A 12,706-nucleotide genomic window follows, 5' to 3' on the forward strand; every position below is an offset into this window, starting at 1 on the left:
CGATTTCTTATTCATTTTTTGCAGTGTTAATGTGTTTCCTTATGAGTTCTACTGACGTCTTATTACAACCTGTTCAGGCTTTTTTAGGCTGTGCGACACCGGAAAGCTGGCTGCAAGAAGCCTGCCTGCCTGCCAATATTCCGCTAATTATTCAGGATCATGCCAATTGTGAAAAAAAGGCGGCCAGCACGGCCATTAACCTCATGTTTCGCTATGGTTTTTATACGGACCTGCAGGTGAAGCTATCGCAACTGGTACGTGAGGAAATGCTGCATTACGAGCAGGTGCTCGACATCATGCAAAAACGCGGGCAGGCGTGGCAGGCCATTCCGGCAGGACGTTATGCGGGTGGTTTGCGCAAGGAAATTAAAACCTATGAACCACAGGCGCTGGTTGATGTGCTCATTGTGGGGGCATTTGTGGAAGCACGTTCCTGTGAACGTTTTGCTGCACTAGCATCCTATGTGGATGATGAACTGGCAAGATTTTATAAATATTTGCTGAAGTCTGAATCACGCCACTTTGAGGATTATCTGAATCTGGCACAATCCATCAGCAAGGAAGATATCACCGCTCGGGTAGAAACCTTTCGTCAGCTTGAAGCCGAGCTGATTAGCACATCGGATACCGAGCTACGTTTTCATAGCGGTATCCCAGCCTGATATAAATAGACCGCATGAAGAACAAACAGGAAAAGCCGATGGTCAGAAGCAGGACAACGTCCATAACGGTGTTGCCAAATGCCAGTGCGGTCAACCTGATTTTTTATGGCACACCGGGTACCGGTAAAACCTGGCAGTTGCAGCAATTGCAGCAGCAATACACCGAGCAGCTGGCACAACAGAATCATGACACCTTTCTCACTGAGAAAATACGTGAGTTAAGCTGGCGCGAAGTGATTTGTCTGGTGTTTCTGGAAGAAAAGCGCCTGCTGCGTGTGCCGGAAATTTTGAATCATCCTTTAATGCGCTGTAAAGTGCAGCTCACCAATCGCAAGGAAAACATCAGCCAGACCATCTGGGGCACACTGATGCGGCACAGTGCGCTGGATTCCAGTACTGTTAAATATAATCCTGATAAACGCTCAAGCCTGGCATTGTTCGATAAGGACGAAGCAGGCTTGTGGTTTTTGTTGCCCAGTGCCAGTGATGATATTGCCCATCTGGCAAAACTGCTAAAAATTATTGAACATGGCGCGCAAGCTGCTGAGGTCATTCAGCGCTATAGTTTTGTCACCTTTCATCAATCCTATAGCTATGAGGATTTTGTAGAGGGTTTGCGTCCGGTACTGGATGACGATGAAAACGGCCAGATTCGTTATGAAATCCGGCGTGGCATTTTTGTAGAACTGTGCGAACGCGCCCGGCTTGATCCAGCGCATCCGTATGCCTTGTTTATTGATGAAATCAACCGGGGCAATGTATCCAAAATTTTTGGCGAGCTGATTAGCCTGATTGAACTGGACAAGCGACAGGGCAGGACAAATAGCCTGGAAGTGGTTTTACCCTATTCGCACAGTAAATTTAGTGTGCCTCCCAATGTCAGTATCTATGCTAGCATGAATACGGCTGACCGTTCCTTAAGCCCTATAGATATTGCCCTGCGTCGGCGTTTCCAGTTTGTGGAAATGCAGCCAAATTATGAACTATTAGAGCAAGCAGTGCAGGGTAAGCCGGTAAACAGTGATCTTGCAGGGCTGGATTTAAGTCAGTTGCTGCAAAGTATTAATGCACGGATTGAGTTGCTTATAGGGCGGGATTATCTACTGGGGCATGCATTTTTTTGTGCAGTAGAAGGTTTTGCTGACTTACAGGCAGTTATGCAACACAAAATTATTCCGCTATTGCAGGAGTATTTCTTTGATGACTGGCAAAAAATCCGGTTAGTGCTGAACGATCATCGTAAGCCTGTCGACTTGCAGTTTATTCAACTGGGCAATAGCGAACAGCAGGCCATAGCACTATTTGGAGAGATGCCGGATGTGCCTTTGCAAACTAGTTATACCATCAATAAAGCGGCCTTTACACAAATTCAGGCCTATCAACTCATATGCTAAACCAGCATATCGTATGCTTTGAGCATGAACAGTTATATCCAGCCGATAGTCCTGTAAAACCAGCATCTGGTTTACGGGAAATTCCGCAAGCGCTGTTTGATGAACTGTTTAACCATACATTAGCGCAGCCGCAAGTTTGGCTGGTACGTGACTGGCATGGCAAGCAAGCCGTTTTAAAAACCCGGCAATACGTTGGTGTGATACAGGGCAATTGTGGGCATGTGCTGGAAATTTTGCCCAAGACCGGTAAGGCTGGGCATGCACCAGATGAGATGCGCCTGATGTTGCTACACATGCTGCAAGCCTTGCCAGACATGCCATTTAAGGTTTTACCCCGACAGGCGCTGGTGCAACTGGCCAAAATGCCCTTACTGGAACTATTCATTCAGCAGGCGTTGACTGGCATTCTGAGTGTATTGCAGCATGGTTTAAAACAGCATTATCGAATTCAGCAGGATAATCTGGCGGTACTGCGTGGACGCTTACTGGTACAGCAGCAAGTCCGGCATAACCATAGTGATCAGGCGCGTTTTTTTAGTGAGCATGAGGAATATCAGGCCAATTGTGCAGAAAACCGGATTTTACGGCTGGCATTAAATATTATTTTGCGCATTAGCCATACCGCCAATCATCAGCATTTGGCACAAGCCTGTATACAGCGCATGGCACATATTCCAGCATCTGGCCAGCCGGAGCAGGACTTCAAGGCAGTGCGGCTGGATCGAAATACCCAGTATTATAGCAGTGCGCTGCAATGGGCAAGGCTGATCATTAGCGGATTTAGTCCCACGATTGCACAGGGTCCGCAGCCAGCGTTTAGCTTGTTGTTTGACATGAACAAGCTGTTTGAAAACATGGTGGCCTGTCAGCTTAAAAAGCAGTTACCCCTAGGTTGGCAGCTTAAAAAACAGCAAAAGACCGCGGCCTTGTTGCAGGTTAATAACCAGCCTCAGCAAAAACTGCAACCCGACCTGTTGGTGCTGGATGAGCAGCAGCCAATTGCCGTGCTGGACAGTAAATGGAAAAACAAAAACGGAACCACCTTTAGCCAGCTTAAGCCGGATGAGCATGAGCTGTACCAGATGTTTGCCTACGCGGCCGCCTATTTACCAAAGGGTGGCAGCGTTTGTCTGGTTTATCCTAAAACTGCACAATTTAGCCGGTCAGTCGAGCAAGCCATGTTTCAGCACATTCGCGATGCCGAGGTGCACTTGTGGCTGCTGCCATTTTGCCTGCAACGGTTTGAACTGGTTGATGCGCCTTTCTTATTGTCAGCAACAACGAATCAACATTAAAACTAAACCATTCGGCCTGTAAAAAGTCCCCCATACTGGAGGACATTTATTTTTACTAAAACTCAATCAAAGCACGGGTTATTCCAGAAAACGAACGGTAACACCCGGTTTAACCCGTTTGGACAATGCATTGGCATCCCAGTTAGTCAGGCGGATACAACCGTGAGAAGCGGTCTTGGAAATTAGTGACGGCTCAGGTGTGCCATGAATACCAAAGGATGGCTTGGACAAGGCAATCCACATATTACCCACTGGATTGTTTGGACCCGGTGGCAGGGACAGCGGTTTCATGTTTTTGCCCTGTATAAAGTTTTTTGGGTTATAGCCATACCACGGATTTGGTGCAACGGCTTTCACCTGATAAGTGCCTTTTGGCGAAGGTGTATCAGTACTGCCAATCGTGGCTGGATAAGTTGCTACCATTTTATTATTGCTGTCAAAGGCATAGACCTGTTTTGCGCCTTTATGGGCAATGATTAGCGATACCGGATCACTTAAATCTTCACGGGTATTGGTAACAATGATGGTTTCACCGGCTTTGGCAAAAGTTGCTTCCGGATTTAGTTTCTTCAGGAAGTTTTCATCCATGTGAAAACGCTCGCCCAGCATTTCAGTCACGCGCGTGTAGTAAAGCCCTTTCATTTTGGCCTGTTCAGCATAATCATGTGGAATAGATGTCGCATAAGGGCCATCTATATCCTGCTGGGTGAGAGTGTAGCTTTGGAAAACGTCATTGGTTTGGCCAGCACTCAGCAAATCCCAGGTCTGGGTATCCAGCAGGCCAGTGGCGGTCAGGCCATTCATGACCTGAAATGCAGAAATGGCCTTGAGCATGTTTTTGCCGGAAATCCCATCAATGACACCGGGTGAGGCATGATGACGGTTTAGCAAAACCTGTGCCTTGGCATATTCAACAAACTGCCCTTTACCCAGATCACTGACCCAATTGGCGTTGTTTAGGCCATCCAGTGTCCAGTTCTGTGCTGATTTTTCCTGCGTGGACGTTTTACTGCTGTCATCAGAAGCAGCCGGATTCTCAGGCAGGGTTTCTACTACCGCCTGAGCCTTTTCCAGAGCGCGCTCGGTTTGGGGCGTAACAGGCTTGCTGGTATCAGGCTCATTGTCTGATTGCGTGTTAATGTCAGACATCTGATTAACAATGGTTGGCTTCAGGCTTTGTTCGTCTGCCTGATTTGCTTCGGATGTGTTCTGAGCAGTGGTCTTGTTAGAAGCAGCAGTTACAGATTTATCGGTGTTATCTTCTGCTGAAAATGCGGGTTGAGTTAAACATAATGCAAGCGCAATTGTTAAGGCCGAGCGAGCAAACATCATAATTTTCCTAAAATATGTAACTTTCTATGTAGTGACCTAGTATGACAAAACCTGCAACAGTTTGCAGTGAGCAACTGTAAATATATGCAGGTTTCCTGCGACTTAGGCCTGCATTTAAATACAAAGCAAAATTATTAATTTAAGCGTCAGTTTGTTATGATTTGCCACCTGTTTTAGCCTGCCAATTAAGAAGCTACCGTGAGGAATCCTTCAATGATGCCACTCAAAAATGATCGTTTCCTGCGAGCGCTACTCCGTGAACCTGTGGACTGTACGCCAGTTTGGATGATGCGTCAGGCAGGCCGTTATTTGCCGGAATACAAGGCCACCCGCGCACAAGCCGGGGATTTTTTAAGCCTGTGCAAGAATACTGATCTGGCCTGTGAAGTGACCCTGCAACCCTTGCGTCGTTATGCACTAGATGCAGCAATCCTGTTTTCTGATATTTTAACCATTCCCGATGCTATGGGACTGGGCCTGTACTTTGAAGTGGGTGAAGGACCAAAATTTAAAAAAACCGTACGTACTGAAGCGGATATTGCCCAGCTTGAATGGACTAATCCGGAAATTTCACTGGATTATGTGATGAATGCCGTAAAAGCGATTCGCTCGGCGTTGGGAGGTCAGGTGCCGCTCATTGGTTTTTCCGGCAGTCCGTGGACACTGGCAACCTATATGATTGAAGGCGGCAGTAGTCGGGAGTTCCAGCACAGCAAAACCATGCTGTATCAATCTCCGGAATTGTTGCATGCCTTACTGGACAAGCTGGCCATTGCCGTGACCGAATATTTGAATGCACAGATTCGTGCAGGCGCACAGGCAGTACAGATTTTTGATAGTTGGGGCGGGGCACTGGCACATCGGGACTATGTGGAATTTTCCCTCAATTATATGCAAAAAATCGTGCAGGGCTTGATTAAGGAACATGAAGGCCGCCGTGTGCCAGTCATCTTGTTTACTAAAGGCGGCGGACAATGGATACCACAAATGCTGGACAGTGGCGCAGATGCACTGGGGCTGGACTGGACTACCCATTTAAGTATTGCGCGCCAGACAGTTCAGGGCAAAGTGGCTTTACAGGGTAACCTTGACCCTAATACCTTGTATGGTTCTCCTGAACGTATCCGTGCTGCGGTAAAAGCCATGCTACAGGATGCCTATGCGGATGGTATTCATACGGGTTATGTGGCGAATCTGGGGCATGGCATTACCCAATGGGTCAATCCAGACCATGCTGGCGTGTTTGTTGATGCCGTGCATGAATTTAGCAACCAGATTTTTCAATCCAGCCTGTAAGTTTTTGCCGTGTTAAAAAGCTTAGTGAAAGGCAGCATACTGGGTTTGTATGCTGCCTTGTTTGGCATCCTGCTGCTGCTGGCCTTTGTCATTACTCATCAAATGACTCATTATATAAGCTGGCCGATTGCCGGGGTTTATCGCTACGATGCCTTGCTGGCCTATGCCTTGCTCATTCAGGTATTTCTGGTGTATTACAAGCTGGAAACGCCGCGTGAAGCCTGGGTGATTGCCATTTTTCATGCCATGGCCATGCTGATGGAGCTTTTTCTAACCCATCCGAAAATTGGATCATGGCATTATCCGGAACAAGCTATTTTCAGAATTGCCAATGTGCCGCTGTTTGCCGGATTTATGTATTCGGCAGTGGGGAGTTTTCTGGCGCGTAGCCTGCGTTTATATCAGGCGTCTTTTGTTCATTTGCCCCGTTTAAAATGGCTGGGTTTGCTGGCTGTATTGTCGTACGCTAATTTTTTTACCAAGTTTTTTATTCCGGATATCCGTAATATCCTGTTTGCAGCTTCGGTTATTTTATTTTTCAAAACCCGGCTGTTATTTTCAATTGATAAAAAGCAGTATCAGCTACCGTTTTTACCGCTGTTGCTGGGTTTGGCCTTCATCGTCTGGCTGTCTGAAAACATTGCCACTTTTGCCAACATCTGGCGTTACCCGTCGCAGGCCGACATATGGCATATGGTGGGCTGGGGCAAGCTGGGTTCGTGGTATTTGCTGCTGACCTTAAGTCTGGTACTGGTGTTGGCGGTAATGGGCAAGCGTGATGACGCCGGAAACTGGCGCCTGCACTGATTTACTGATGGGATTAATTGCATTTTTAACGCATGCCACCAATTTGAAGATCATTGTCCTTGACGCTAATGAACTGCGTATTACTGATCGGATATAAATGAAGCTGTTGCTGGTATTTATTTAATGTTTGTTCAGCAGTTTCCTTAAATGGCGGATTGCCATAATGCGGAAGCGGATAAAAATCCACCATATTTAAAGCTATATAATCTGTCAGTAGCGGTGCTTTATCTTTTTCATCCATCAAGCCAATATATTCAATATTGGGTGCTACAATCACACTGCCCGCTGATGTCCCAATATAAGGCTTGCCCTGTTGTATTTGCTGGATAATTAGCTGGTCAGCACCTGATTCTTTTAGCATGTGTAACAGGTAAAAAGTGTTGCCACCACCGATAAAAATATAATCATTTGAAGTGATTTTTTGCTGTATTAATGTGGGTGTAGCTTCGGCAACATCCAGTTCATCGACCTTAATGCCTAGTGCCTCAAAGGCTTTTTTATCGTTTTGCATGTAATGATTAATGTCTTCCAGATTGCTGGCTGTGGGAATAAACGTAACCGTTTTGCCCTGGATATTCTCGCCAATAAATTGACTAAAGTACTGGCTGACATCCGCAAAGGAAGAGGCTAAAAATAACTTTTTCATAGTGACCTGCCATCTAGAAGTAATTTTTATGATGAAGCTATGCTATTAAAAACCTGCTTTAGATCTGTTGAGGTTATGTAGTAACTGAAAAGAATTTACCCAGCATGACTTTATTATCGAAATATTCTAAAGCCAGCATTTGATTAGTTTATAATTTTTGATTGGGTAGAATTATCAAGAATTTTTACTTATCCAGCCAGGATAAAATCATGATAAAAGTTCATATCACCTGAGCATTTCTTACTGCTAACTCTTAAACGACCATCAAACCAACAAACGAAAGATTTTTATAATGAATAAAATACTCGCGCCACATTTACAGACCGAACTCAATGAATTTGGGCAACCTGTTGGGCAACTGCTTGAAAGCTGGCAAGGCGCCACCAAGCCACCACGCAACTATTAACTGGACAGCATAGCCAGCTTGTTCCCCTTGGTTTTTCGCAACATGCCGAAGTGTTATGGGCTTTAATTAATCAGGAGCCGGATGCGTCCTGCTGGACTTATTTACCGTATGGCCCATTTGCAACACAGCTTATCTTTAATCACTGGCTACAGGGCATTCTGGCTGAAGATTTATTGTTATATGGAATTTTTACAGGTGAGCAGATTCAGGGCTGGTGTGCCTTGATGCGGGCAGATACTAGGGCGGGCAGTATAGAAATTGGCCATGTGTATTATTCTGCAAGCCTGCGCCGGACACTGGCTGCTACCGAAGTGATGTGCTTATTGCTAAAGCAGATATTTACGCTGGGTTATCGCCGCTGTGAGTGGAAATGCAATAGTTTAAATGAGCCATCCAGACAGGCTGCTTTAAGGTTGGTTTTCCAGCACGAAGGACTATTTCGTCAGGCAACGGTTGTTAAAGGGCATAATCGCAATACGGACTGGTTTTCCATGCTGGACAGCGAATGGCCGCAGCAGCACAAGGCGATGCAGCACTGGTTAAGCCCAGCTAACTTTGATGAGGCTGGCCAGCAGCGATTGAGCTTGCAGCAGTGTCGGGAAGCGTTATAGCCTAAATATTCTCATTGGGTACAGCCATCAAAAATTCCTGCCGCGCCTGTGTATTGGTGGTAAATTCACCCAGCATGGATACACTGCGGGTGCTGGAATGCTGCTTTTGCACGCCACGCATCATCATGCACATATGCGCCGCATCCATGACCACCGCTGCACCGCGCGCGCCTGTCGCATCCATCACAGCCTGTGCAATTTGCTGGGTCAGGTTTTCCTGAATCTGCAAACGGCGTGAATACATATCTACAATCCGGGCAAACTTGGACAAACCCAGCACATGGCCATTGGGTAAATAGGCAATATGCGCCTGACCCATAAATGGCAATAAATGGTGTTCACACAGGGAATAAAACTCAATGCCCTTAACCAGAACCATTTCTCGATTGGTAGAGGGAAATACCGCATTATTGGTGACTTCATCCAGCGATTGGTGATAACCATGCGTCAGGAACGAAAATGCCTTGGCAGCACGGGCAGGGGTGTCAAGCAGTCCCGGACGTTCTAAATCTTCACCAATTGCAGAAATGATATTGGCATAAGATTGTTGCATAGTCATTGTGTCAGTTCACCTAATTTGGCAGAAAAGCAGTCTTGTCAGAAGCTGGGTCTGGCAGGAATCAAGTTTGGCCACAGTTTGTCTTGGTATTTGGCAGGACGGGATTGGCCAGTATCGAGGGCGGTCATTATAGCAGAAAAAACCGATACCAGAAAAAGGCAAGATTAGAAAAAAGCTCAAGAGAAAATACGGTTAAGTCAGGCTGGCTTGCGCCATTTCACCAACCTGTGATTGCTATTAACGTGTTTTAGGCTTTGAGGTATTGGCTTTTTCATCACTGGACTGGCGCTCGGCACGCTTGATTAATACCAGCACAGCACCTGTACCGCCTTGCTCCGATGGCGCACTGACAAAGGCCAGTACTTCGCGGTGCTGACGTAACCAGCCATTCACATAGGTTTTTAAAATGGCTTGCGGCCCTTTGCCGTGTACAATTTTAATGACATTTTCATTGGCTTGTCGTGCCATTTCAATAATTTGCAGCACGGCACTACGGGCTTCTTCAATGGTACAGCCATGCAGGTCCACCGCTTCATACCAGCGCAGTTTGCCTGTTTTTAATTGTTCAAAAATACGGTGTTGCAAGGTTGCCAGCCGATAACTTAAAACGGCTTCACTGGCCACTGGGTTAAGCATGGCCTGCGTATCAGAAATGCCTTGCATGCCCGCTTCATCCACACCCACCGCAGCCGCCCGCCGTGCCAGAATCTGGGCACTGGGTTTCTTTGGCCTGGCAGAGGCAGGTACTGGTGTTTCATCTGTTTTTATTGGCTTAACGCCACGCATAGCCTGTGCAAAGAGTTTTTCATCATCCGGGGTTTCTTCTGGCGCCTTGCCGGATGCGCCTTTAATATTTGCAGTCTTGGCTGATGCAGTTATAGTAGTAACCGGCGCAGCTTTAAGTTGCTGCTTTAATTCCCGTAAAGCCTGTTGTGTGTCTTTATTGAGCGAGGAAGATTTAGCCATAATATGCCTTTTAGACCCTACAAAAAGCTGCCCCCTAATTAGCAGGCCAAACCGCAGGCAAGCCAAAAAAGGGGTCAAATGATTAAAACAGGCTATTGAACCTATCTGAATTCAGGCAATCAGCTAGAACTGCTGATGGCTTTAGGCTGCCCGAATAACTGGGTTAATGCAGTGCCCGGATTGGCTTCACGCATAAAGCTTTCGCCGACCAGAAAGCTATTTACCCCATTGGCCAGCATCAGATCTACGTCATTGCGGGTTTTGATGCCGCTTTCAGTCACCAGCATACGATCACTGGGGACATATTGCTTTAGACCCAATGTAACATTCAGGCTCACGGCAAAATTTTTCAGGTTACGGTTATTAATGCCAATAATGGCAGAACTAGGCAGTTTTAAGGCACGATCCAGCTCACTGTGATTATGCACTTCAACCAACACATCCATGCCATGTTCACGAGCCACTGAAGCCATTTCCTGCATTTGGTCATCAGACAAACATGCCGCAATCAGCAGTACACAGTCAGCTTCCAGCGCGCGGCTTTCCACAATCTGGTAAGGAGAGATCATGAAATCCTTACGTAATGCAGGCAGCTTGGTCACACTGCGTGCCAGTTTCAGGTTCTGGTCATTGCCCGCAAAAAAATCAACGTCAGTGAGCACTGACAAACAGGCAGCACCGGCTTTTTCGTACTGGACAGCAATTTCTGCTGGCTTGAAGTTTTCACGGATAACCCCTTGTGACGGCGATGCCTTTTTGATTTCAGCAATGACTGCCGGTTTTTTGCCTTGCAATGCCTTGGCAAAACCGCGAGTGGGTGAAACACCCTTTGCACGTTGTTCCAGATCATTCAGCGAGAGTTTTTTCTCACGCAAATCAACTTCTTCACGTTTACGGGCGACAATCTTTCCAAGAATAGTGTCTTCTGTCCGTACCATATCCATTAAAGTCCTAAAATAAAGTGATCACAACAACTACAAGTCAAATGGACGCCAGCGTTCTGGCAGGGTTAAGTGTTGACTGATTCAGTCAGACTCTGCGTAAACTCAGCTAAAATTGACATTTTTTCTAAAGCCTGACCACCATAAATAATGTCCTGGGCAAAGCTTATTCCCTGGCCCAAATTGCGGCTTAAACCAGCCACATATATCCCGGCACCAGCATTTAGCGCAATCATACTGGCTGCTTTATCACCCAGTGATGATTTACCACGTCCCAGCGCATCCCTGATCAGCTTTAAACTCTCCTGCGAGTTTGCAACATTTAGACCAATTAGGCTCTGGCTATCAATGCCATAGTCTTCCGGAATGAATTGCCACTCACGGATTTCATTGTCCTTTAGCTCGGCAACATGGGTGGCCTGTGCAAGGCTGATTTCATCAAGGCCATCTTTTGAATGCACAACCAGTGCATGGACTGTGCCTAGCTGACGCAGTACCTCGGCAATCGGACGGCATAATCGTTCGTTGAATACCCCAATCACCAAACGTTGTGCACCAGCAGGATTGGTCAATGGCCCGAGCAGGTTAAACAGGGTACGCATACCCAGTTCACGGCGTGGGCCAACTGCATGACGCATGGCTGCATGATGGTTGGGCGCATATAAAAACCCTACACCAATTTCACGAATACATCGTTCAGTTTGGGTAACATTTAAGTCAAGTTTGATCCCGGCCTGATCCAGCAAATCAGAGCTGCCGGACTTGCTGGACACACCGCGATTACCATGCTTGGCAACATGAGCACCAGCCGCCGCCGCCACAAACGCTGAGGCAGTCGATACATTAAATAAGTGCTGGCCATCACCACCTGTGCCAACAATATCAATCAGGTGCGGCAAATCCGAAACCTGCACCGGCAACATCAGCTCACGCATCACGCTGGCGGCTGCCGTAATTTCATCAATGCTTTCACCCTTCATGCGCAGGCCAACCAGCAGTCCGCCAATTTGTGCGCTCGTGGCTTCACCTGTCATGATCACGCGCATTACATCGCGCATTTCAGACTGGGACAGGTCAATATGACGTACCACCTGTTCAAGGGCAGTTTGAATATCCATTTCTTACCCCTTAAGCATATTCATCAATAAAGTTTTTTAATAACTGATGTCCATGTTCACTTAAAATGGATTCAGGATGGAATTGCACACCTTCGATGGGCAGGGTTTTATGACGCAGCCCCATAATTTCATCCAGTTGGCCGTTAGCATTTTGCGTCCATGCAGTGACTTCCAGACAATCGGGCAGGGTATTTTTATCCACTACTAATGAATGATACCGTGTGGCCTGATAAGGATTGGTCAAATCTTTAAAAATACCGACATTGGCATGATACATGGCAGACAGGCGACCATGCATCACTTCGCGGGCACGCACCACATCCCCGCCAAAGGCCTGTCCAATGGCCTGATGACCCAGACAAACACCCAGCAATGGAATTTTACCGGCAAAATGCTGAATGGCTTGCAGTGAAATGCCAGCTTCATTGGGTGAGCAAGGGCCAGGGCCAATCACAATATATTTGGGTTGCCATGCTTCAATTTGCTCAATGGTCACCTGATCATTACGAATTACCTTTACATCCTGCGCCAGTTCCCCAAAGTACTGGACAATGTTATAGGTAAAAGAATCATAGTTATCGAGCATGAGAAGCATATTAATTGCAACCTTATGAAATTAAAAGATTATTTCATTGATGGTGTTGAAGATACCCGTTAGCGTACCCGTTTGGTG

General features: G+C 46.6%; 13 protein-coding genes. 6 read left to right on the forward strand and 7 right to left on the reverse strand.

Features of this window, described 5'->3' with window-relative positions; genetic code table 11:
* Window positions 1-41 precede the first annotated feature (41 nt).
* From miaE to Q337_RS0101385, 3 genes are read left to right on the forward strand one after another with little or no spacing between them, the layout of a single operon-like run.
* On the forward strand, window positions 42-662 hold the full coding sequence (gene miaE / locus Q337_RS16350; protein ID WP_034279150.1) for a tRNA-(ms[2]io[6]A)-hydroxylase: 621 nt from the start codon (window positions 42-44) through the stop codon (window positions 660-662).
* Window positions 663-700: 38 nt separating this feature from the next.
* The gene (locus Q337_RS16355) at window positions 701-2,056 is read left to right on the forward strand and encodes an McrB family protein (protein WP_169733731.1); all 1,356 of its coding nucleotides are present in this window, start codon (window positions 701-703) and stop codon (window positions 2,054-2,056) included.
* Window positions 2,050-3,351, forward strand: a complete 1,302-nt coding sequence (locus tag Q337_RS0101385) for an McrC family protein (RefSeq protein ID WP_026470056.1) — start codon at window positions 2,050-2,052, stop codon at window positions 3,349-3,351. The genes Q337_RS16355 and Q337_RS0101385 overlap by 7 nt, the downstream gene beginning before the upstream one ends.
* Window positions 3,352-3,429: 78 nt before the next feature.
* On the opposite strand, the gene Q337_RS0101390 is transcribed toward Q337_RS0101385, so the two are convergent.
* Complete coding sequence (locus tag Q337_RS0101390) at window positions 3,430-4,680, reverse strand: L,D-transpeptidase family protein (protein ID WP_026470057.1); 1,251 nt, start codon at window positions 4,678-4,680, stop codon at window positions 3,430-3,432.
* 216 nt (window positions 4,681-4,896) lie between these two features.
* On the opposite strand from Q337_RS0101390, the gene hemE reads away from it, so the two are divergent.
* Both hemE and Q337_RS0101400 read left to right on the forward strand, forming a co-directional pair.
* On the forward strand, window positions 4,897-5,979 hold the full coding sequence (gene hemE, locus Q337_RS0101395; RefSeq protein ID WP_026470058.1) for a uroporphyrinogen decarboxylase: 1,083 nt from the start codon (window positions 4,897-4,899) through the stop codon (window positions 5,977-5,979).
* A 9-nt stretch (window positions 5,980-5,988) separates the two neighbouring features.
* Window positions 5,989-6,786 (forward strand): DUF817 family protein, encoded by a 798-nt coding sequence (locus Q337_RS0101400; protein ID WP_051526473.1) that lies wholly within the window; start codon window positions 5,989-5,991, stop codon window positions 6,784-6,786.
* A 25-nt stretch (window positions 6,787-6,811) separates the two neighbouring features.
* Here Q337_RS0101400 and Q337_RS0101405 read toward each other — a convergent pair whose 3' ends face one another.
* Window positions 6,812-7,432, reverse strand: coding sequence for a Type 1 glutamine amidotransferase-like domain-containing protein (locus Q337_RS0101405; protein ID WP_026470060.1), 621 nt, complete (start codon window positions 7,430-7,432; stop codon window positions 6,812-6,814).
* A 456-nt stretch (window positions 7,433-7,888) separates the two neighbouring features.
* Between Q337_RS0101405 and Q337_RS16360 the strand changes: the two genes are divergently transcribed.
* The gene (locus tag Q337_RS16360) at window positions 7,889-8,449 is read left to right on the forward strand and encodes a GNAT family N-acetyltransferase (RefSeq protein WP_051526474.1); all 561 of its coding nucleotides are present in this window, start codon (window positions 7,889-7,891) and stop codon (window positions 8,447-8,449) included.
* 1 nt (window position 8,450) lies between these two features.
* On the opposite strand, the gene folE is transcribed toward Q337_RS16360, so the two are convergent.
* The 5 genes from folE to Q337_RS0101435 form a co-directional block, all read right to left on the reverse strand.
* Window positions 8,451-9,008 (reverse strand): GTP cyclohydrolase I FolE, encoded by a 558-nt coding sequence (folE, locus tag Q337_RS0101415; RefSeq protein WP_026470061.1) that lies wholly within the window; start codon window positions 9,006-9,008, stop codon window positions 8,451-8,453.
* Window positions 9,009-9,245: 237 nt separating this feature from the next.
* Window positions 9,246-9,974: a Smr/MutS family protein gene (locus tag Q337_RS16365; protein ID WP_051526476.1), complete on the reverse strand. Its 729-nt coding sequence runs from the start codon at window positions 9,972-9,974 to the stop codon at window positions 9,246-9,248.
* Between the two features lie 119 nt (window positions 9,975-10,093).
* Window positions 10,094-10,912: an indole-3-glycerol phosphate synthase TrpC gene (trpC, locus tag Q337_RS0101425; RefSeq protein WP_026470062.1), complete on the reverse strand. Its 819-nt coding sequence runs from the start codon at window positions 10,910-10,912 to the stop codon at window positions 10,094-10,096.
* Between the two features lie 71 nt (window positions 10,913-10,983).
* The gene (trpD, locus tag Q337_RS0101430) at window positions 10,984-12,033 is read right to left on the reverse strand and encodes an anthranilate phosphoribosyltransferase (RefSeq protein WP_026470063.1); all 1,050 of its coding nucleotides are present in this window, start codon (window positions 12,031-12,033) and stop codon (window positions 10,984-10,986) included.
* A gap of 10 nt (window positions 12,034-12,043) precedes the next feature.
* Window positions 12,044-12,628, reverse strand: coding sequence for an anthranilate synthase component II (locus Q337_RS0101435; protein ID WP_026470064.1), 585 nt, complete (start codon window positions 12,626-12,628; stop codon window positions 12,044-12,046).
* Window positions 12,629-12,706 lie beyond the last annotated feature (78 nt).

The sequence above is a fragment of the Alkanindiges illinoisensis DSM 15370 genome (genome assembly GCF_000619845.1).
GTDB lineage: Bacteria > Pseudomonadota > Gammaproteobacteria > Pseudomonadales > Moraxellaceae > Alkanindiges > Alkanindiges illinoisensis.